This is a genomic window from Pseudomonas sp. BW7P1 (assembly GCF_024981055.1).
Lineage (GTDB): Bacteria > Pseudomonadota > Gammaproteobacteria > Pseudomonadales > Pseudomonadaceae > Aquipseudomonas > Aquipseudomonas bananamidigenes.
On the sequence record NZ_CP103374.1, the window covers coordinates 4943852 to 4965325 of the forward strand.

General features: G+C 61.4%; 20 protein-coding genes. 13 read left to right on the forward strand and 7 right to left on the reverse strand.

Annotated elements, in window-relative coordinates; translation table 11 throughout:
• Positions 1 to 17 precede the first annotated feature (17 nt).
• Complete coding sequence (locus tag NWV16_RS22235) at positions 18 to 896, forward strand: LysR substrate-binding domain-containing protein (RefSeq protein WP_260520776.1); 879 nt, start codon at positions 18 to 20, stop codon at positions 894 to 896.
• Between the two features lie 122 nt (positions 897 to 1018).
• Here NWV16_RS22235 and NWV16_RS22240 read toward each other — a convergent pair whose 3' ends face one another.
• A complete protein-coding gene (locus NWV16_RS22240; RefSeq protein ID WP_260520777.1) occupies positions 1019 to 1633 on the reverse strand; it encodes an NAD(P)-dependent oxidoreductase in 615 nt (204 codons plus the stop codon).
• Between the two features lie 46 nt (positions 1634 to 1679).
• The gene (locus NWV16_RS22245) at positions 1680 to 2558 is read right to left on the reverse strand and encodes an MBL fold metallo-hydrolase (RefSeq protein ID WP_260520778.1); all 879 of its coding nucleotides are present in this window, start codon (positions 2556 to 2558) and stop codon (positions 1680 to 1682) included.
• 114 nt (positions 2559 to 2672) lie between these two features.
• On the opposite strand from NWV16_RS22245, the gene NWV16_RS22250 reads away from it, so the two are divergent.
• Together NWV16_RS22250 and NWV16_RS22255 are read left to right on the forward strand one after the other, a co-directional pair.
• The gene (locus NWV16_RS22250) at positions 2673 to 3578 is read left to right on the forward strand and encodes a LysR family transcriptional regulator (RefSeq protein ID WP_260520779.1); all 906 of its coding nucleotides are present in this window, start codon (positions 2673 to 2675) and stop codon (positions 3576 to 3578) included.
• Between the two features lie 41 nt (positions 3579 to 3619).
• A complete protein-coding gene (locus NWV16_RS22255; protein ID WP_065258587.1) occupies positions 3620 to 3847 on the forward strand; it encodes a hypothetical protein in 228 nt (75 codons plus the stop codon).
• A 100-nt stretch (positions 3848 to 3947) separates the two neighbouring features.
• Here the strand turns inward: NWV16_RS22255 and NWV16_RS22260 are convergent, their stop codons facing one another.
• Positions 3948 to 4844, reverse strand: a complete 897-nt coding sequence (locus NWV16_RS22260) for a helix-turn-helix domain-containing protein (RefSeq protein WP_260520780.1) — start codon at positions 4842 to 4844, stop codon at positions 3948 to 3950.
• Between the two features lie 187 nt (positions 4845 to 5031).
• Between NWV16_RS22260 and pobA the strand changes: the two genes are divergently transcribed.
• Together pobA and NWV16_RS22270 are read left to right on the forward strand one after the other, a co-directional pair.
• A complete protein-coding gene (gene pobA, locus NWV16_RS22265; protein WP_409519395.1) occupies positions 5032 to 6216 on the forward strand; it encodes a 4-hydroxybenzoate 3-monooxygenase in 1185 nt (394 codons plus the stop codon).
• Positions 6217 to 6291: 75 nt separating this feature from the next.
• On the forward strand, positions 6292 to 7809 hold the full coding sequence (locus tag NWV16_RS22270) for an MDR family MFS transporter (protein ID WP_260520782.1): 1518 nt from the start codon (positions 6292 to 6294) through the stop codon (positions 7807 to 7809).
• Positions 7810 to 7944: 135 nt separating this feature from the next.
• On the opposite strand, the gene NWV16_RS22275 is transcribed toward NWV16_RS22270, so the two are convergent.
• The 4 genes from NWV16_RS22275 to NWV16_RS22290 all read right to left on the reverse strand — a co-directional run bounded on the left by NWV16_RS22275 (position 7945) and on the right by NWV16_RS22290 (position 11815).
• Positions 7945 to 8790: a cache domain-containing protein gene (locus NWV16_RS22275; protein ID WP_260520783.1), complete on the reverse strand. Its 846-nt coding sequence runs from the start codon at positions 8788 to 8790 to the stop codon at positions 7945 to 7947.
• Positions 8791 to 8914: 124 nt separating this feature from the next.
• On the reverse strand, positions 8915 to 9769 hold the full coding sequence (locus NWV16_RS22280; protein ID WP_260520784.1) for an ATPase: 855 nt from the start codon (positions 9767 to 9769) through the stop codon (positions 8915 to 8917).
• Positions 9770 to 9874: 105 nt separating this feature from the next.
• Entirely contained in the window at positions 9875 to 10867 is a 993-nt protein-coding gene (locus NWV16_RS22285; RefSeq protein WP_260520785.1) for an NAD(P)-dependent oxidoreductase, read from the reverse strand.
• Between the two features lie 54 nt (positions 10868 to 10921).
• Positions 10922 to 11815 carry a LysR family transcriptional regulator ArgP gene (locus NWV16_RS22290; RefSeq protein WP_260520786.1) on the reverse strand — a complete coding sequence of 298 codons (894 nt, stop codon included), beginning with the start codon at positions 11813 to 11815 and terminating at the stop codon, positions 10922 to 10924.
• Positions 11816 to 11911: 96 nt separating this feature from the next.
• On the opposite strand from NWV16_RS22290, the gene NWV16_RS22295 reads away from it, so the two are divergent.
• The 8 genes from NWV16_RS22295 (at position 11912) to NWV16_RS22330 (ending at position 21413) form a co-directional block, all read left to right on the forward strand.
• On the forward strand, positions 11912 to 12313 hold the full coding sequence (locus NWV16_RS22295; protein ID WP_260520787.1) for an ACT domain-containing protein: 402 nt from the start codon (positions 11912 to 11914) through the stop codon (positions 12311 to 12313).
• Positions 12314 to 12318: 5 nt separating this feature from the next.
• Positions 12319 to 12921 carry a LysE/ArgO family amino acid transporter gene (locus NWV16_RS22300; RefSeq protein ID WP_260520788.1) on the forward strand — a complete coding sequence of 201 codons (603 nt, stop codon included), beginning with the start codon at positions 12319 to 12321 and terminating at the stop codon, positions 12919 to 12921.
• A 176-nt stretch (positions 12922 to 13097) separates the two neighbouring features.
• Complete coding sequence (locus NWV16_RS22305) at positions 13098 to 13694, forward strand: superoxide dismutase (protein WP_016773431.1); 597 nt, start codon at positions 13098 to 13100, stop codon at positions 13692 to 13694.
• 353 nt (positions 13695 to 14047) lie between these two features.
• Positions 14048 to 16099 (forward strand): bifunctional diguanylate cyclase/phosphodiesterase, encoded by a 2052-nt coding sequence (locus tag NWV16_RS22310; RefSeq protein WP_260520789.1) that lies wholly within the window; start codon positions 14048 to 14050, stop codon positions 16097 to 16099.
• A gap of 182 nt (positions 16100 to 16281) precedes the next feature.
• Positions 16282 to 17625 carry an imelysin family protein gene (locus tag NWV16_RS22315; protein WP_260520790.1) on the forward strand — a complete coding sequence of 448 codons (1344 nt, stop codon included), beginning with the start codon at positions 16282 to 16284 and terminating at the stop codon, positions 17623 to 17625.
• Positions 17626 to 17779: 154 nt separating this feature from the next.
• On the forward strand, positions 17780 to 19207 hold the full coding sequence (locus NWV16_RS22320) for a di-heme oxidoredictase family protein (RefSeq protein ID WP_260520791.1): 1428 nt from the start codon (positions 17780 to 17782) through the stop codon (positions 19205 to 19207).
• Between the two features lie 26 nt (positions 19208 to 19233).
• On the forward strand, positions 19234 to 20298 hold the full coding sequence (locus NWV16_RS22325; RefSeq protein ID WP_260520792.1) for an imelysin family protein: 1065 nt from the start codon (positions 19234 to 19236) through the stop codon (positions 20296 to 20298).
• 14 nt (positions 20299 to 20312) lie between these two features.
• Complete coding sequence (locus tag NWV16_RS22330) at positions 20313 to 21413, forward strand: DUF1513 domain-containing protein (protein ID WP_260520793.1); 1101 nt, start codon at positions 20313 to 20315, stop codon at positions 21411 to 21413.
• Positions 21414 to 21474 lie beyond the last annotated feature (61 nt).

Here is a 21474-nt window from a genome sequence, read left to right on the forward strand (position 1 = left end):
TCATGGCTTGGATCCACATGAAACGACTGCCTCCCCTGCCCGCCCTGCACACGTTTCTGATCACCGCGCAGTGCTGCAACTTCACCCGGGCCGCCGAGCAGTTGCATATCACCCAAGGCGCAGTGAGCCGGCAGATCGCCGGGCTTGAGGAGCATCTGGGTTATGAGCTGTTCATTCGCCTGGCCCGTGGCCTGGAACTGACGGCCGAAGGTCGCGAATGGCTGCCGCGGGTGCAGCAGGTGTTCAGCCTGATCGGCGATTCGGTGGAGCAGATCGGCGCCAGGCGCGAAACCCTGCAACTCAAGGCACCGAGCTGCGTGATGCGCTGGTTGTTGCCACGGCTGTTGCAATGGCAGCGCGAGCGCCCGGACGTGCCGGTGAAACTCACGGCGTCGTTGCAACACGGCGTGGACTTTCATCGCGAGCAGTTCGACGCCGCCGTGATCTATGGCCCCGCTCCCCACGAATCGCCTGCCGCGTTGCATCTGTTCGATGAACAACTGACGCCGGTCTGTTCGCCAACGTTGCTCAAGGGCTCACCGGCCCTGCACACGCCGTCGGACTTGCAACAACACTTGCTGCTGCACCCAACCCACACCGATGACGACTGGACACTCTGGCTTGAAGCCGCCGAACTGCACTTGAACAACATCAGCAGCGGCCAGCATTTCGAGACACTGGATCAGGCGATGTCGATGGCGTCCCATGGGACAGGCGTGGCGATTGGCGACTGGTCGTTGATCGGCGACGACTTGAGCGCCGGGCGACTGGTGATGCCGTTCGATCTGAAGGTGAAGACGGGACTGGGCTATTACATCGTGGCGCCGGCGTCGGAGCCATCGGCGAAGTTGCAGGAATTGATGGGCTGGCTGGTGGAGCAGGCTCATACCCGCTGAACACCCCAATATCCTGTGGGAGCGAGCTTGCTCGCGAAGAGGGTGTGTCATTCAACGTTGATGTCGACTGACACGCCCTCTTCGCGAGCAAGCTCGCTCCCACATTGGATCGGAGTCGAAACTCAGTAACCGACGGTAAACCGCTGACGCGAATGCTTCGGCGTTTCCACTTCGTCGATCAGCGCAATCGCGTAGTCGGCAAAACTGATCGAGCTCTGGCCTTCGGCGCTCACCAGCAAGTCATCCTTGCCGACGCGGAATTTGCCGGTGCGCTCGCCTTCGAAGAAAAGCGCCGACGGCGACAGGAAGGTCCAGTCCAGTTCCTTCTCCTGGCGCAAGGTATCGAGGAACGCCGCACCGGCGCTGGCTTCGGCCTTGTACTCGGCCGGAAAACCGGCGCTGTCGATCACCCGGGTGCCGTCCGGCAGCAACAGCGAACCGGCACCGCCGACCACCAGCAGACGTTTCACCCCGGCCTGTTTCACCGGGCCGATCAGCGCACTGGCCGGCACCGTGGCGAAATGCGCGGCGCTGATCACCACATCATGACCGGCAACAGCGGCTTGCAGCGCGGCAGCGTCCAGCACGTCGACGTTCTGGCTGACCACACCGGTGCGGACGCCGATCTTCGAGGTATCCCGGGCGATGGCGGTGACGCTGTGGCCGCGACGCAGGGCTTCTTCCAGCAATTGGCTGCCGGCACGGCCGGTGGCGCCAATGATTGCGATCTTGCTCATGACATTCTCCAGTTGGCTTGAGAGTGCTGCGTTTTTCAGAATCGGGTTACCACTTCATCTCGCCCTTGGCGACTTTTGCGCTCAGCTCCAGGGAGCTTTCCTCGCCCAGTGTCGGGTAGCGCTTTTTCATCGCGCCGATCAGCGCGGCAGAGTCCTTGGCCTTGGCGGTTTCTTCGTCGAAGGCCTTGATGTAGTCGGCGGTGAATTTCACGGCGGCCAGCGAACGGGTGCTGTCACCCAGGTAATGACCCGGTACCACGGTTTTCGGTTTCAGGGTTTCGATCGAGTGCAGGGTTTCCAGCCAGTCGGCGTGGGATTGTGCAGTCTGGGTGTCGGCCATCCAGACGTGGATGTTCTCGGCGACGACCACACCGCCAACCACGGCTTTCAACGAGGGAATCCACACGAAGCTGCGATCCGGTTGCTTGCCTTCCAGGCCGACCACCTGCAGTTTCTGCCCTTCGAGCATCAGGCTGTCGCCCTTGAGCACGCCCGGCACGATGGTTTTGGCCGGCACGTCGGCGCCCATTTTCGGGCCCCAGAAGGCGAGTTTGCCGTCGACGGTTTGCTTGATGTGATCGACGGTCGGCTGCGAAGCCAGCACCTTGGCGTTCGGGAAGGCCTGGGTCAGGGTGTCGAGCCCGAAGTAGTAATCCGGATCACCGTGGCTGATGTAGATGGTCGTGAGTTGCTTGCCGCTGGCGCGGATCTTTTCCACCACTTGCTCGGCCTGGGACTTGCCGAACTGGGCGTCCACCAGAATCGCGTCCTTCTCACCGCTGACCAGCACCGAAGTCACCGGGAAGATAGCGTTGGTTCCAGGGTTGTAGACATCGAGACTCAGGTTGGCGGCCGCTGCGTGGGCAGCGAAGCCGAGGGTGGCGGTGGCCAGTAAAACACGCTTGAGAGTGGTGAAGCCGATCATGGGTTGCTCCGCTGTTCGAATGCCGCGTTTGGCGATGGGACAGAGCTTAGTTGCCAGACTCATTACAAAAAATGCGATGCTTGAACATAGTTTGTTTCTGAAAGCGGGCAAATCATGGATCGTCTCCAAGCAATGCGGGTGTTTGTCACGGTGGTGGATCTGGGCAGCCAGTCGGCGGCGGCCGATCACCTGGACCTGTCGCGACCGGTAGTGTCGCGGTATCTGGCGGAACTGGAAGACTGGGTCGGCGCGCGCCTGATGCATCGCACCACGCGCAAACTGAGCCTGACCGCCGCCGGCAACGAAATCCTGCCGCGCTGCCGGCAGATGCTCGAACTGTCCAGCGACATGCAGGCCGCCGTCAGCGAACCCGACGACGCACCACGGGGTCTGTTGCGGATCAGTGTCAGCACCTCGTTCGGCCAGGCGCAACTGGCTGATGCCATGGCCGCGTTCGTCAAACGCTATCCGGGCGTCAGCATCGATCTGCAAATGCTCGATCGCACGGTGAACCTGGTGGATGAACGCATCGATCTGGCGATCCGCACCAGCAACGACCTCGACCCCAATCTGATCGCCCGCCGCCTGACGGTCTGCCGCTCGGTGGTCTGCGCGGCGCCCGCCTATCTGCAGGAACATCCGCAGCCACAGCGGGTTGAAGATCTGAGCCGGCACAATTGCCTGACCCACTCCTATTTCGGCAAGAGCCTGTGGCATTTCGAAGAGGATGGCGAGCCGGTTTCGGTGCCGGTGCAGGGCAACATCAGCGCCAACGAGGCCAGCACCCTGCTCCGTGCCACACTGGCCGGCGCCGGAGTGGCGATGCTGCCGACCTATCAGGCCGGGGTGCATATTCACAGTGGCGAACTGGTGCGCCTGCTGCCCGACGCCGAACCTCGGCGGATGAACATCTATGCGGTGTACGCCTCACGCAAGCACATGCCGGCGGCACTGCGCAGCCTGCTGGATTTCCTGGTACTGCGTTTTCCCGAAAACCCGCAATGGGATATCGGCCTGTAAACACGCTCGCACCGCAGCTGGCAACTCGCCGGCGCTGACCTATGCTGAAAGTAGTACCCACGGGTATTCGTTCAGAGGTCACCGCCATGATCATGAGCACCAGAACAAGAAGATACCTCGCGATTTTCATCACCTGCGCAGCCACGCTGGCGCTGTACGGCACCGCGGCATGGCGCGTGGAGCAGTTGCGGCAACTGCCCCGTGAATACGCGAGCTGCAACTTCGAGCGCTGCATCCCTCACAACGCCACGCTCAACGCCCTGCGCTGATACAGGTCGTCTGTGGGAGTGAGCTTGCTCACGAAGACGGCGTGTCAGGTGGCAAAATTGCCGGCTGATACACCGTCTTCGCGAGCAAGCTCGCTCCCGCCTATTCACTCTCTTGTCGTTCGGATTTGAGTCGGTCGCGGAATGCCTTTGGCGAGATCCCCACCCGGCGCCGGAACAGGCGCGTGAAGTTGGTCGGATCGGAAAAACCCAATACCTCGGACATCTCGTAAATCGTCATGCTGGTGTACGTCAGCAGGCGCTTGGCTTCCAGCAATTGACGCTCATGCATGATCTGCAACGCCGGCTGCCCCGCCAGTTCGCGGCAAGTGCCGTTGAGGTGCGAAACGGAAATGCCCAGACGATGCGCCAGGTCTTCGACCTTGACGTGCTGTCTGTACGTCTCCTCCACCAGTTGAATGAACCCGTTGAGGTATTCGCGCTGACGCTGCGGACGTTGACTGGCGTTATGACGGCGGATCGCCTGACGGCTGACCCAGACCATGATCACGCTCACCAGCGAATGCATGAGCATTTCCCGCGCCGGTTGATGACCGTTGTATTCGGCCTGCAATGCGGCGAACAGGCTATTGAGATAATCCGCATCCTGTCCCGCCGGGTAGCTCCCGGCCTGGGCCAGGGCCTGCACCGCGCTGCCCAGCTGCGCTTGCAAATGGTTGATCAACGGTGTGGCGAGGGTCACGACGAATCCTTCGACGTCCTCGGAAAAACGGAATCCATGCACCGACAGCGGTGGCAGGATCTGGATCGCGGGTTCGTTCAGTTGCGTGCGCTGGCCTTCGATTTCAAGCTCTGCCTGACCTTTGAATACGAAGAGCAACTGGCACAGATCGGCGTGACGGTGGGGTTTGATTTCCCATTGATGTTCGCGGCTGCGTTTGGAAATGGTTTCACAGTGCAGCAAGTCAGGGGTCGGCCAGTCCAGGCTTTCACCGTAGAGCTTGAACACCGGAATCGAAGGCAGGTCAGGCTTGTTCATCACTTCAATCCAGGCCTCGAAGGTTGCGGGCGATAATCGCACCGATTGGCAGAATGTACAGGTATCGGCTCAGTTTTCACCTTCAATTGACAGACCCGCAAGGGAAAAATGCAAGCACTCGAATCCTGAAAATCATTCACCGGCTGTTGTCGTGTGAAGCTTGCGAGTCATAAAAACAATGAAAACGCTGAAAACCCAAGTCGCCATCATCGGCGCCGGTCCGTCCGGATTATTGCTCGGCCAACTGTTGCACAACGCCGGCATCGACACCCTGATCATCGAGCGCCAGACACCTGAATATGTCCTCGGACGAATCCGTGCCGGCGTACTTGAACAAGGCATGGTAGAGCTTTTGCGCGAAGCTGGGGTGGGTCAGCGGATGGACGCCGAAGGCCTGGTGCACGGAGGGTTCGAACTGGCCCTGGACGGGCGTCGGGTACACATCGATCTGCAGGCGCTGACCGCTGGCAAAACCGTGATGGTCTATGGCCAGACCGAGGTCACCCGCGACCTGATGGCCGCTCGTCGGGAGACCGGCGGACAGACCTTCTACGAGGCCGACCATGTCGTTCCCGGTGGCATGAAAAGCGGCGAGGCCTTTGTCACGTTTGAAAAGAATGGCGAAACCTGGCGCGTCGATTGCGATTACATCGCCGGTTGCGACGGTTTCCACGGCGTGGCCCGGCAATCGATTCCGGCTGAATGCCTGAAGGTTTTCGAACGCGTCTATCCATTTGGCTGGCTGGGCATTCTCGCCGACACACCGCCGGTTCATGACGAACTGGTCTACGCCCGTCACGAACGCGGCTTCGCCCTGTGCAGCATGCGTTCGGCAACCCGCACCCGTTATTACCTGCAGGTGCCGGCCGAGGAAAAGGTCGACGACTGGTCGGATCAACGCTTCTGGGAGGAGCTGCGCCATCGTCTGCCCCAGGATCTGGCGCAAAAACTCGTGACCGGTCCGTCGATTGAAAAGAGCATCGCGCCGCTGCGCAGTTTCGTGGTCGAACCCATGCAGTACGGGCGCCTGTTTCTGGTCGGGGATGCAGCTCACATCGTTCCACCGACCGGGGCCAAGGGGCTGAATCTGGCCGCCAGCGATGTCAGCACGCTGTTCAGGATTTTGCTGAAGGTCTATCGCGAAGGTCGCACCGAACTTTTGGAGAAGTATTCAGAGATCTGCCTGCGGCGAGTGTGGAAGGCCGAACGATTCTCCTGGTGGATGACCTCGATGCTGCATCGTTTCGACGAACACGACGACTTCAGTCAGCGGATCAGCGCCTCGGAACTGGACTACTTTGTCAGCTCGGAAGCGGGACAAAAAACCATTGCAGAAAATTACGTCGGGCTTCCGTACGAGGCTATCGAATAGCCTGCTATCGACTTACACTGGCGAGCACTGATCCGCTCGCCACGGCGGATATCAACTCTGCCCACAGGTTTGCCCGTGACCACTCTCAATCACCCCGAAACGCCCAAACCGGCCATTCGCAGCGTGCTGGTCGCGCTGATGCTGGCGATTTTTCTAGGCGCACTGGACCAGACCATCGTCGCCGTTTCCATGCCGGCCATCTCTGCGCAATTCAAGGACGTCAGCCTGCTGGCGTGGGTGATTTCCGGCTACATGGTGGCGATGACCGTGGCGGTGCCGATCTACGGCAAGCTCGGCGATCTGTACGGGCGGCGCAAACTGATGCTGTTCGGCATGGGCCTGTTCACTCTTTCTTCGCTGTTCTGCGGCATGGCCCAGAGCATGGAGCAACTGGTGCTGGCGCGGATTTTCCAGGGGATCGGCGCCGGCGGAATGATTTCGGTGAGCCAGGCGATCATCGGCGATATCGTGCCGCCCCGGGAGCGTGGTCGCTATCAGGGCTACTTCAGCAGCATGTATGCGGTGGCCAGCGTTGCCGGCCCGGTGCTCGGCGGCTATATGACCGAATATCTTTCGTGGCGCTGGGTGTTCCTGATCAACTTGCCGCTGGGCCTTGGCGCGTACTGGGTGGCTCGGCGCAATCTGGTCGGTCTGCCGATTCCCCAGCGCAAACCGGTCATCGACTACCTCGGCACTCTGCTGATGATCATCGGTCTGACCGCACTGTTGCTGGCGATCACTCAGGTCGGTCAGGGTCATGCATGGCGCAGCCGTGAAGTGCTTGGTCTGTTCGCTTGCGCGGTGGCGGTACTGGCGGTGTTTGTCTGGCATGAACGCCGTGCGCAGGAGCCGTTGCTGCCGATGCATCTGTTCACCAACCGCAACGCCCTGCTGTGCTGGTGCACGATTTTCTTCTGCAGCTTCCAGGCGATTTCGTTGATCGTGCTGATGCCGCTGCGCTTTCAGAGCGTGACCGGTGCCGGTGCGGACAGCGCGGCACTGCACTTGCTGCCACTGGCGATGGGGTTGCCGATCGGTGCGTATTTCGCCGGACGCCGTACCTCGATCACCGGGCGCTACAAGCCGCAGATTCTCACGGGTGCGCTGCTGATGCCGATCTCGATTCTCGGCATGGCTTTCAGCCCGCCCGGTGCGACGCTGGTCAGCAGCCTGTTCATGTTGCTCAGCGGTATCGCCGGTGGCATGCAGTTCCCGACATCGCTGGTCGGCACGCAGAACTCGGTGGAACAAAAGGACATCGGCGTCGCCACCAGCACCACCAATCTGTTCCGCTCGTTGGGTGGCGCGGTGGGCGTGGCGTTGATGTCGGCGCTGTTGCTGGCGTTGTTGCAGGACTCCAGCTTCGCCCACCTGACCGGCGCATCGCTGCTCGGTGAAGGCCATTCCGGCAATGTGTTGCTCGATGGGTTGAACGCAGCTCCCGGCGATGCGCAGAACGCGTTGCGCGCCGAGTTGCTGGTGACGTTCCGGCATTTGCTGATGGTCAGCGCCGGGGTTTCGTTGCTGGGGCTGGCAGCGGCGATTGCCATGCCGAACCGCTTGTTGCGCGGGCGTGAGCACGGCGTCCGCTGACCAACGAACACCGCATGACCTGTGGGAGCGACGGTGCGACGACTCGACTTGCTCGCGATGGGGGTGTGTCAGTCAACGATATTGGTGAATGACACATTGCATCGCGAGCAAGCTCGCTCCCACAGGGATGTGCACTCAAGCGCTGTAATAACCGACCGCCACCAGGAACCCGCCGACCTTCTTCAGGTAGGCGTGCTTGTCCTCGACCTTGCCGGTCACCGGATTCTTCCAGCGGTATTCGTATTCACCCTCGTCCTGCTTGCCGATCAGCGCCAGAATCGGTTCGCCCACCGGTTTGCCTTGCGGGTCCCTGACCTTGGCGAAGTCGGTGTTGATCAATCGCAGGTTGGTGCCATGGGCGACGTAGCGCCGGGTGTTCAGATCCACCACGAACACATACAGGTCATCCTGCAGATACCCGCCCTTGAGCGAATTGATCGCCGTCAGCGTGCCCTTTTCGTCCTTGATCAAATCGGCAGCGGCTTTGTCGAGCAAGGATTTCGCCTGCTCCGCCGACGCTCGCGGCAGGTAGTAGCCCACCGCCAGAATCCGCTGACCGATGCGCTGATAGAACACATGCTTGCGCTCGACCCTGCCGTCGGCCTGATTCTGCCAACGGTACTCGGCCTGCTGAATGCCGTTGCCTTCCGGCACTTTCAAGGCATCCTTGAAGGCTTTCTGCAGATCCGGCCCGAGCACTTCACTCACATCCCGGCCGATCAGCGCCGATGACGGCCCGCCGCTGGCGAGCATCACACCCTTGGTATCGACCACGAACACGTAGCGATCCCTGTCGACGAATTCGCCCTGGCGGCTGAATGCCGCGAACGCCTTGTCACCGTTGTCGTGATAGTAGGCCAGCGCCTTTTCCAGCAGGGCGATGGCCGCCTTGCTGTCGTCCTTTTCCGTGGCCGCATTGGCCTGACAAAAACTCAACAACAGCACCGCGCCGAGCCAGGCCAGTCTTTGCACAAACCCCATGACGCATCCCTCGTTCCTGTTGGTGTTTCAAGAGCGTAGACGGCGTTAAGGGATGCAGGGATATTCGCAAAGCTTCTGAATGTTACGGTGGCGAGGGCGGTCGCTGCCTCGCCACAGAAAAGGCTCAAGGCCGGGCGTTGATCTGCTGTTGCAGGTTCTGGATTTGCGCCTGCAGGGTGTTGATGTTGCGGGTCATCTGCCCGCGAAACGCATCGAACTCGGCGGTGCTGGAGGCGCCCTGCGCTGCCGGACGGTTGTCCTGCTCGCTCTTGAGCACGACGATTTCCTGTTCCAGACGTTCGATGGCGGCGTTCGAACTGCCTTGTTTCTTGAGGGTGGTGATGTCGGCACCGAGGCTCTTGAACTGCGCATCGAAGCCCTTGAGTTGCGCGTCGATCCTGCCGGTATCGGCCGGTGTGCTTTTCAGCGTCGCCAGCTCTGCGCTCAGGGCTTTGACCTGGACCTGCAACTGGGCGTTGGCGTTCTGTTGCTCAGCGGCCTGGGCGCTCATCTGCGCCAGACGCTTGTCCAGGTCCGTCGCCTGCCCGGCCACGCCCTGTTGCTGTTTGCTTTGATCCTGAAGCGCATTCTGCAATTGCTTGATCTGCAATTTCAGCGCTTCGCTGTCGGTGTTGACGTTGGTCTGGCTGGCCACGACCTTGCCGGAAATATCCTGCAGACGCCCTGCCGCTTCCTCACTGATCCGCGCGAAACTTTCCTGGGTCGCCACCAGTTGCTGCTCCATCAGCGAGATCTGCTGGAAACTCCACCAGGCCAGACCGATGAAGGCAAAGAACAAGGCGCCGACCAGCGCCCACAACGGCCCGGTACTGGCAGACTTGACCTTGACCGCCGGCGGCGTGCGCAAATGCACGGACGTGCGCGCCGTGGTGGGGAAATCGTCGTCATCGAGGGTGTCGGCACGCAGACTGGGTACATCGTCGAAATCGTCGTCGTGAGCATCGTTACGCATGGACATTGAGGCAACCTTTGTGAAACCCGGTAGTGGCTGATTGCGGCGCAGTATAAACCCCGCAACCGCAGGGATTGACCCTCGACCTGCGGCTGGGTTCAGCACTTCGTATCAATGAATGTCCTGCGCCTTCCACCAGCCGCAGAACTCATCGAGGGCCGTCCAGAGACTGACTTTCGGATCGTAGTCCAGATAATGCCGGGCGCGACTGATGTCGAGGGTGAAATTTTTGTTCATCACCTGCATGCCCAGGCGCGACAGGGTCGGTTCGGGACGTCCCGGCCAGAGTTTGCAAACGCCTTCATTAAGGGCCGCCACACTGTAGGCCAGTCCGTAGGACCGGTACCGGGTGACCTGTGGGACTTCCATTTTGCGCATCACGTAATTGACCACATCCCACAACGGTACCGGCGCACCGTTGCTGATGTTGTAGGCCTTGCCCAGCGCCGAACCGGCTGCCAGAAGGCTGCTCAACAAAGCCTCATTGAGGTTGTGCACGCTGGTGAAATCGACCTTGTTCAAACCATTGCCGATGATCGCCAGACGCCCCTTGCGCTGCATCTTCAGCAGACGCGGAAAAATGCTCATGTCCCCGGCGCCAGTGACGAAGCGCGGGCGCAAGGCCAGGGTTTCGAGGCCGAACTCCTGGGCGCCGAAGACCTTTTGCTCGGCCAGATACTTGGTCGCCGCATAGGGGTGCCTGAAACGCTTGGGCACTTGCTCTTCGGTCAGGCCGAGGTGGTTGCGACCGTCAAAATAGATCGACGGCGACGACAGATGCACCAGGCGCCGCACCCGCTGCTTGAGGCAGGCCTCGACCACGTTTTCGGTGACCTGCACATTGCCCTGATGAAAGTCCTGATAGCGCCCCCACAACCCGACGGCGCCGGCACAATGCACCACGGCCTCTACATCGGCGCAGAGCGTACGCACCAGCTCCGGATCACTCAGATCACCCTGAACGAACTCGGCACCACGACGCACCAGATGTTCGACGCCTTCGGCCCGGCGGCCGTTGACCCGCACGTCCAGGCCCTGCTCCAGGGCAAAACGCGCAAAGCGCCCGCCAATGAAGCCGCTCGCGCCGGTGACCAGAATTTTCATGTAGAGCTCCGCTGTCTTTCGTTTTGCCTGATTCGTGAGTCTTGACGATGGCCGTCAGTCCAACGGCACCAGCCATTGCGACGACGAACGCACCAATTGCTCGGTCAACAACCCCAGCAGTTGGCCGCCATTGCGCCAATGATGCCAGTACAACGGCACGTCGATCGGTTTATCTGGCAACAGTTCACGCAAAACGCCGCGCTCCAGTTGCTCGCGCACCTGCAGTTCAGGCACCAACCCCCAGCCGAGCCCGGCTTCTGCCAGGCGGATGAAACCTTCGGATGACGGGCATAAATGATGCTCAAAACCACCATCGACCCCCAGAGACGCGAGATAACGATGTTGCAGAAAGTCGTCCGGGCCGAACACCAGCGCAGGGGTGCGCGGCAGTTGTTCGGCCCGCACGCCGTCGGGGAAGTGTCGCCCGATGAACGCCGGACTGGCCAGCGCCCGATAGCGCATCGCCCCGAGCAATACGCTGCGGGCGCCTGCCACCGGTCGCTCACTGGCGCACAGGCAAGCCGCCACTTCACCGGCGCGCATGCGTTTGAGGCCGACCGTCTGGTCTTCAACGATCAGGTCGAGCAACAGATGCTGTTCGGCGCAGAAGTCCCCCACCGCCTCGGCCCACCAGGTCGCGAGGCTGTCGGCGTTCAATGCGATACGCAGACGCTCCGGCAGTCCCTCTTCGTCCAGCGCCGGCACGAGACTTTGCAGATCCCGTTCCAGCAGGCGCACCTGCTGAACATGGTTGAGCAGACGCCGGCCGATTTCCGTGGGTGACGGTGGAGTTCCGCGCACCAGCACCGGTTGGCCCACCCGCGCTTCCAGCAGTTTGATCCGCTGGGAAATCGCCGACTGCGACAGCCCGAGGATTTGCGCCGCCCGTTCGAATCCGGCCTGCTCGACCACGGCGGCCAAAGCGGAAAGCAATTTGTAGTCGAACATCAGTTTTCCTAATGAGCGATCAGCACTATTGGTTTTTCTTATACAGCGTCTGCCCGGAGAATAGCCAGCAATCACTCTTTATCAAGGATCCTCCCCATGGCTGGTGAAACCTCGTTGACCACCCTGCTGCGCAGCATGAGCCCGCAGTTCAATGCCGGCGAATACGTGTTCTGCACCGTGCGCGATGGACATTTGCCGAGCGGTCTGGAAGTGGTTGGAAGTTTCCGTGAACAGGAAGGCCTGACGGTGATTCTCGAACGGTCCCATGCCGAGCGAGCCGGTTTCAGCTTCGACTACGTCGCCGCCTGGATCACCTTGAACGTGCATTCGGCACTGGAGGCCGTCGGCCTGACCGCCGCGTTCGCCACTGCTTTGGGCAAGGCCGGGATCAGTTGCAACGTGATTGCCGGCTACTACCACGACCATCTGTTCGTCGGCCAGGCCGACGCCGAACGCGCCATGCAAGTGCTGCGCGATCTCGCAGCCAACGCGGAGTAACCGTCATGTGGCAAAGCTATACCAACGGCCTGCTGGTGGCCTTCGGGCTGATCATGGCGATCGGTACCCAGAACGCTTTTGTCCTGGCCCAGAGCCTGCGTCGTGAACATCATTTGCCGGTCGCCGCGCTGTGCGTGGCCTGCGATGCATTGCTGGTGGCGGCGGGGGTATTCGGCCTGGCCACGGTGCTGGCGCAGAATCCGACACTGTTGGCGGTCGCCCGCTGGGGCGGCGCGGTATTCCTGATCTGGTACGGCAGCCAGGCGTTGCGCCGGGCCTTCTCGAAACAGAGCCTGCAACAGGGTGAAAACCAGACCGTGCGCTCATTGCGGGCGGTGATGCTCAGTGCACTGGCGGTGACCCTGCTCAACCCCCACGTCTATCTGGACACCGTGCTGCTGATCGGCTCTCTCGGTGCACAGCAATCGGTGCCCGGCGCTTATGTCGTGGGTGCGGCGAGCGCTTCGCTGTTGTGGTTTTTCACCCTGGCGTTTGGCGCTGCATGGCTGGCACCGTGGCTGGCGCGGCCGGGTACCTGGCGAATTCTCGATCTGCTGGTGGCGGTGATGATGTTCACGGTGGCGGGACAATTGATAGTCGCCAGCTGATTTATTCCAAAAGGCTCTGGAACCTCTATCCCACACAGTTGTTGCGTGGTTAAGCCGCACCCCCGGTGCTATGATCCGAACCCTGCGCCGCAAAGAGTAAAAACTCGCCGGTGCATTTCTGGCCGCCCGTGATCGGCCTTGCGCTCACCGCAACAGACCTGATTAGGAGAATCATCATGGCTTTCGAATTGCCGCCGCTGCCTTACGCACACGATGCCCTGCAGCCGCACATTTCCAAGGAAACCCTGGAATTCCACCACGACAAGCACCACAACACCTACGTCGTGAACCTGAACAACCTGGTGCCAGGCACCGAGTTCGAAGGCAAGACCCTGGAAGAAATCGTCAAGACTTCCTCGGGCGGTATCTTCAACAACGCCGCTCAGGTCTGGAACCACACCTTCTACTGGAACTGCCTGGCACCAAACGCCGGCGGTCAGCCAACCGGCGCACTGGCTGACGCCATCAACGCGGCGTTCGGTTCGTTCGACAAGTTCAAGGAAGAGTTCAGCAAAACCTCCATCGGCACCTTCGGTTCCGGCTGGGGCTGGCTGGTGAAAAAGGCTGACGGTTCCCTGGCCCTGGCCAGCACCATCGGCGCCGGCAACCCGCTGACCAGCGGCGACACCCCGCTGCTGACCTGCGACGTCTGGGAACACGCCTACTACATCGACTACCGCAACCTGCGTCCGAAGTATGTCGAGGCATTCTGGAACCTGGTCAACTGGAAGTTCGTGGCCGAGCAGTTCGAAGGCAAGACCTTCACCGCTTGAGCTGCACGCCAGACAAAAACCCGGCTTTTGCCGGGTTTTTTATTTCTGCACGATCAGGTCGGCGAATCCCGTCACAAACAGAGCCGTTTCCCACACGCAAAGCAGCCCTTGCGCCCTTGCTCCCGAGCCACGGCGAACTACCATCAAACAGAGGAAAATTTGTCTGACGTCCCTCAAGTTGCAGGGCAAAACTACCGACACAGTACAATCAGGACAAACGCTCCAGGCAGCCGCATTTCGGCCAAGGCCACGGACAATTTTTCCGCGGTTCGATTGTCCCTTTGACTGCCATCACGGGATTGCCAATACTCATGGCAACTTGACGCTACCCGCACGGAACAAGGAATAACCCTTTGAAGCTGGAACTCAAGAACAGCTTGTCGGTGAAGTTGCTCCGGGTCGTGCTCCTTTCGGCATTGATCGTCGGCGTGGTCTTGAGCTGCGCGCAAATCGTTTTCGATGCCTACAAGACACGCCAGGCGGTCGCCGGCGACGCCGAACGCATCCTCGACATGTTCCGTGATCCCTCCACCCAGGCGGTCTACAGCCTGGACCGGGAAATGGGCATGCAGGTGATCGAAGGCCTGTTCCAGGACGACGCCGTGCGTCAGGCATCCATCGGGCATCCCAACGAAGCGATGCTCGCGCAAAAGTCCCGTGAATTGCAGCAATCGAGCAGCCGCTGGCTGACCGACCTGATCCTCGGCCAGGAACGCACGTTCACCACCCAACTGGTGGGTCGCGGACCCTACAGCGAGTATTACGGCGACCTGAGCATCACCCTCGATACCGCGACCTACGGCCAGAGTTTCATCGTCAGTTCGGTGATCATCTTCATTTCCGGCGTGTTGCGCGCACTGGCCCTGGGGCTGGTGCTGTATCTGGTCTATCACTGGCTGCTGACCAAGCCGCTGTCGCGGATCATCGAACACCTCACCGAAATCAACCCGGACCGGCCCAGCGAACACAAGATTCCGCAGATCAAGGGACACGAGAAGAACGAACTCGGGATCTGGATCAACACCGCCAACCAGTTGCTCGAATCCATCGAACGCAATACCCATCTGCGTCATGAAGCGGAAAACAGCCTGCTGCGCATGGCCCAGTACGACTTCCTCACCGGTCTGCCGAACCGCCAGCAATTGCAACAGCAACTGGACAAGATCCTGGTGGACGCCGGCAAGCTGCAGCGTCGGGTCGCCGTGTTGTGTGTCGGGCTGGATGACTTCAAGGGCATCAACGAACAATTCAGCTACCAGACCGGCGACCAGTTGCTGCTGGCCCTGGCGGATCGTCTGCGCGCCCACAGCGGTCGTCTCGGAGCCCTCGCCCGACTCGGTGGCGACCAGTTCGCCCTGGTGCAGGCCGACATCGAACAACCTTACGAAGCGGCGGAACTGGCGCAAAGCATCCTCGACGATCTGGAAGCCCCTTTCGCCCTCGACCATCAAGAGATCCGCCTGCGCGCCACCATCGGCATCACGCTGTTTCCGGAGGATGGCGACAGCACCGAGAAGCTGTTGCAGAAAGCCGAGCAGACCATGACCCTGGCCAAGACCCGTTCGCGCAACCGCTATCAGTTTTATATCGCCAGCGTCGACAGCGAAATGCGCCGCCGTCGCGAGCTGGAAAAGGACTTGCGCGACGCCTTGCTGCGGGATCAGTTTTACCTCGTCTATCAACCGCAGATCAGCTATCGCGATCATCGCGTGGTAGGCGTCGAGGCGCTGATCCGCTGGCAACACCCGGAGCACGGACTGGTGCCGCCGGACCTGTTCATTCCGCTGGCAGAGCAGAACGGCACGATCATTGCCATCGGCGAATGGGTGCTGGATCAGGCCTGCAAGCAACTGCGCGACTGGCACGATCAGGGTTTCGTCGACCTGCGCATGGCGGTCAACCTGTCCACAGTGCAACTGCACCACGCCGAGCTGCCGCGGGTGGTCAACAACCTGCTGCAGATGTACCGCCTGCCGCCACGCAGCCTGGAGCTGGAAGTCACCGAGACCGGCCTGATGGAAGACATCAGCACCGCCGCCCAGCACTTGCTGAGCCTGCGCCGCTCCGGCGCACTGATCGCCATCGACGACTTCGGAACCGGCTACTCCTCGCTGAGCTATCTCAAGAGCCTGCCACTGGACAAGATCAAGATCGACAAGAGTTTCGTCCAGGACCTGCTGGACGACGACGATGACGCGACCATCGTTCGCGCCATCATCCAACTGGGCAAGAGCCTGGGCATGCAGGTGATCGCCGAAGGCGTGGAAACCGCCGAGCAGGAGACTTACATCATTTCCGAAGGCTGCCACGAAGGCCAGGGCTATCACTACAGCAAGCCACTGCCGGCGCGGGAACTGAGCGTCTATCTCAAGCAGGCGCAACGCAGCAATGCCGTGATTCTCTGAACCTGTCGCCGCCAACCGTTGCCGGGGCGAAACCGGCGCCGTTGATCCAGGGCAACCCCTGCGCAAACAAGAAATATTTCCAGCTGCAACCCTTTACACATAATGCGAAAGATTTGCATTATGTCGCAGCTTTTGCGCACCCAAGCGCCTGTCCACTCAATTACCGAAGCAGGATGTTCGCCATGATTCGTATGCCTCTGGCTACCGCCAGTCTGCTGGCCATTGCCATTTCCCTCGCCGGTTGCGGCGAAGGCAAAGACAAGGCCGCCGCTCCGGCTGCGCCGACGCCAGCCGCCAGCACCGCCGCACCGGCTGCACCTGCCGCTGCCGGTAAAGTCGACGAAGCCGCCGCCAAGGCTGTGGTCGCGCACTACGCCGACATGGTCTTCGCCGTCTACAGCGATGCCGAATCCACTGCGAAAACCCTGCAGACCGCTATCGATGCATTCCTCGCCAAGCCGAACGCCGACACGCTCAAAGCCGCGCGTGAAGCCTGGATCGCTGCCCGCGTTCCTTACCTGCAAAGTGAAGTGTTCCGCTTCGGCAACACCATCATCGACGACTGGGAAGGTCAGGTTAACGCCTGGCCTCTGGATGAAGGTCTGATCGACTACGTCGACAAATCCTACGAACACGCACTGGGCAATCCGGGCGCCACCGCCAACATCATTGCCAACACTGAAGTGCAGGTCGGCGAAGACAAGGTCGACGTCAAGGACATCACTCCGGAAAAACTCGCCAGCCTGAACGAGCTGGGCGGTTCCGAAGCCAACGTCGCCACCGGCTACCACGCCATCGAATTCCTGCTCTGGGGCCAGGACCTGAACGGCACCGGTCCGGGCGCCGGCAACCGTCCGGCCTCGGACTACCTGGAAGGCGCCGGAGCCACCGGCGGTCACAACGATCGCCGTCGTGCCTACCTGAAAGCCGTGACCCAGCTGCTGGTCAGCGACCTGGAAGAAATGGTCGGCAACTGGAAACCGAACGTGGCCGACAACTACCGCGCCACCCTGGAAGCCGAGCCGGCTGAAAGCGGCCTGCGCAAAATGCTGTTCGGCATGGGCAGCCTGTCTTTGGGCGAGCTGGCCGGCGAGCGCATGAAGGTGTCACTGGAAGCGAACTCCCCGGAAGACGAACAGGACTGCTTCAGCGACAACACCCACAACTCGCACTTCTACGATGCCAAGGGCATTCGCAACGTTTACCTGGGCGAGTACACCCGCGTCGACGGCACCAAACTGACCGGTCCGAGCCTGTCGTCGCTGGTGGCCAAGGTTGACCCGGCTGCCGACACCGCCCTGAAAGCCGATCTGGCCGCTACCGAAGCCAGGATCCAGGTCATGGTCGATCACGCCAACAAGGGTGAGCACTACGACCAGTTGATCGCCGCCGGCAATACCGCGGGCAACCAGATCGTGCGAGATGCCATTGCCTCGCTGGTCAAGCAGACCGCCTCGATCGAAGCGGCTGCCGGCAAACTGGGCATCAGCGACCTGAACCCGGACAACGCCGATCACGAGTTCTGATCGACACTGTCTGGCTGAACAAGGCGACCTTCGGGTCGCCTTGTTCGTTTCGGCCGGCCTGACGTGCATCAAGCAAACGATAATTCCTCTTATTCAAACTCCCACGCCCTGTTAGACTTTGCGCCTTTATTTTTGCCCGTCCGCAGGAAGTCTGATGCCGTCGTTGCCTCTTCGCTTGTCCGCACTGTTTCTGGCCCTGGGCCTGAGTGCCTGCGATGACGCCCCGCATTTCACCAGGGCCGAACCCGGCGAGGCCCGTTCCGGCGGCGCGGCGACCGTGCGCAAGACGGATCAGAATGCATTCTCCCAGCCCTCGGCCAATCTGCCGCCCTCGCGCCGCGTGGACTTCAGCGTCGGCAACAGTTTCTTTCGCAGCCCCTGGGTGATCGCGCCGTCGACCACCACCGCCCGTGATGGCCTCGGCCCGCTGTTCAACACCAACGCCTGCCAGGGTTGTCACATCAAGGACGGGCGCGGCCATCCACCGACGCCGGATGCACCCAACGCCGTGTCAATGCTGGTGCGTCTGTCGATTCCCGATGCGCCGCAGTACGCCAGATTGATCGAGCAGGTCGGGGTGGTGCCGGAGCCGGTCTACGGCGGGCAGTTCCAGGACATGGCGATCCCGGGCGTGGCGCCGGAAGGCAAGGTGCGGGTCGACTACACGCCAGTGCCCGTGCGTTTCAAGGACGGCACCGAAGTCGAGCTGCGCAAACCGGTGTTGCAGTTCAGCCAGCTCGGCTATGGCCCGATGCACCCGGACACACGTTTCTCTGCACGGGTCGCGCCGCCGATGATCGGTCTGGGCCTGCTCGAAGCCATTCCGGAAGAAGCCATCCTCGCCAACGCCACCGCACAGGCCAAAGAGAACAACGGCATCAACGGCCGACCCAACCGGGTCTGGGACGACGAGCAGCAAAAGACCGTAATGGGCCGATTTGGCTGGAAAGCCGGGCAACCGAATCTCAATCAGCAAAATGTTCACGCGTTCTCAGGAGACATGGGCCTCACGACCAGTCTGCGACCGTTCGACGACTGCACCGATGCGCAAACCGCCTGTAAACAGGCACCGAATGGCAACGGCCCGGACGGCGAACCGGAAGTCAGCGACAACATCCTGCGCCTGGTGCTGTTCTACACCCGCAACCTGGCCGTTCCCGCCCGCCGGAACGTCAACGATGCGCAGGTGCTGGCCGGCAAGAATCTGTTTTTCCAGGCGGGCTGCCAGTCCTGCCACACACCGAAATACACCACCGCCGCCAACGCGGCCGAACCTGAACTGGCCAATCAAGTGATTCGTCCGTACAGCGATCTGTTGCTGCATGACATGGGCGAGGGCCTGGCGGACAACCGCAGCGAATTCCAGGCCGGGGGTCGTGACTGGCGCACCCCGCCGTTGTGGGGCATCGGCCTGACACAGGCGGTCAGCGGCCACACCCAGTTCCTGCACGACGGTCGCGCCCGCAACCTGCTCGAAGCCGTGCTCTGGCATGGCGGCGAAGCCCGTGCGGCGCAGCAACAGGTTTTGTCTTTCAATGCCGGGCAGCGTGCCGCGCTGCTGGCGTTCTTGAATTCACTTTAAACACTTAAAAGAATCGGGAGCCCGACATGTTCCGTCCCAAGCTGTTGTTCACCAGCCTTGCCGCACTGGCCCTCGGCGCCTGCTCGCCGCAGGATCCGCAAGCCGTCACCTCGGCCGCCATCGCCAAATCGGTGATCCTGCCGACTTACACCCGCTGGGTCGAGGCTGACCGGCAACTGGCCGTCAGCGCCCTCGCCTACTGCCAGGGCAAGGAGAATCTGGAAACCGCCCGCGCCGACTTCCTGCACGCACAGAAAGCCTGGGCCGAGCTGCAACCGCTGCTGATCGGCCCGCTGTCCGAAGGCAACCGTTCGTGGCAGGTGCAGTTCTGGCCGGACAAGAAAAACCTGGTCGGCCGTCAGGTCGAGCAACTGGTCAGCAGCCAGCCGCAGATCGACGCCGCCGCCCTGGCCAAGTCCAGTGTCGTGGTCCAGGGGTTGTCGGCCTACGAATACATCCTGTTCGACGCCAAGCCTGACGTGGCCAACGACGAACAGAAAGCCAGATACTGCCCGTTGCTGGTGGCCATCGGCGAACGCCAGAAACAACTGGCCGAAGAGATTCTGAGCAACTGGAACAACACCGACGGCATGCTCGCGCAGATGAGCAAGTTCCCCAACCAGCGCTACGCCGACTCCCACGAAGCGATCGCCGATCTGCTGCGGGTACAGGTCACCGCCCTCGACACCCTGAAGAAAAAGCTCGGCACCCCGATGGGCCGTCAGAGCAAAGGCGTGCCGCAACCGTTCCAGGCCGATGCATGGCGCAGCCAGTCGTCGCTGACGGCGATGGAAGCCAGCCTGGCCGCTGCCAAAACCGTCTGGGAAGGCGTCGATAACAAAGGCCTGCGCGGCTTGCTGCCAGCCGAACAGAAACCGCTGGCGGACAAGATCGACGCGGCGTACGCGGCTTCGCTCAAGCTGTTCGGCAGCACACAGCGCTCGCTGACCGAAATGCTCGAAGACGACGCCGGTCGCCAACAGCTCAACGACATCTATGACAGCCTCAACGTCGTCCATCGCCTGCACGAAGGCGAACTGGCCAAGGCGCTGGGCATTCAACTGGGCTTCAACGCCAACGACGGTGACTGATGAGGGCAAGTGCCATGCTGCGACGCCAGGCTCTGACTTTAGGTAGTTTGCTGCTGGGAGCAGTGACACTGGGCGGCTGGACGCTGTTCAAGCGCAAGGATCAGAGCCCGCTGCTGCTGTCGGCGCGGGACGACACCGACGGCAGGCACTACGCCGTCGGTTATCGGCTGGACGGCACCCGGGTGTTCGCCACCGAAGTCGGCCAGCGCTGCCACGACATCATCAATCACCCGACGCTGCCGATCGCGCTGTTCGTCGCCCGGCGTCCGGGCACCGAGAGCTACCTGATCGATCTGCGCGACGGTGCCTTGCTGCAGACCGTGACCTCGCAGCCGAACCGGCATTTCTACGGCCACGCGGTGATCCACCACAGCGGCGATTACCTGTACGCCACCGAGAACGACACCAGCGATCCGGGCCGCGGCCTGCTCGGGGTGTACAGGTTCGAGGGTGAACGCCTGGTGCACAGCGGCGAGATTTCCACCCACGGCCTCGGCCCGCATCAGGTGTCGTGGATGCCCGATGGCGAAACCCTGGTGGTGGCCAACGGCGGAATCCGCACCGAGGCCGAAAGCCGGGTCGACATGAACCTCGACGCCATGGAACCGAGCCTGGTGCTGATGCAACGAGATGGCACCCTGCTGAGCAAGGAAACCCTCGCCCAGCAGATGAACAGCGTGCGCCACCTGGGCATCGCCAGCGACGGCACCATCGTCGCCGGCCAGCAGTTCATGGGGCCTTCCCAGGAGCGCTCCGAATTGCTGGCGATCAAGCGTCCGGGCCAGCCGTTCGTGGCGTTTCCGGTGCCGGATCATCAGTTGCAGTCGATGGGGCACTACACCGCCAGCGTCGCCGTGCACAGCGAATTGCGTCTGGTGGCGCTGACCGCACCACGTGGCAACCGCTTCTTCATCTGGGATCTGGACAGCGGCGAAGTGCGCCTCGATGCACCGCTGCCCGACTGCGCCGGCGTCGGTGCAGTGAAAGACGGCTTTGTCGTGACTTCTGGGCAAGGACGTTGCCGCTACTACGATTGCCGCCAGGATGAACTGCTGGCCAAGCCGCTGGATCTGCCCGCAGGGCTCTGGGACAACCATCTGCACCTGATGGCCTGAAAATCGCCGCCGACCGTCCGGTCGGCGGTGCCCCCTCCTCTACCTTATCCCCCATACCCTG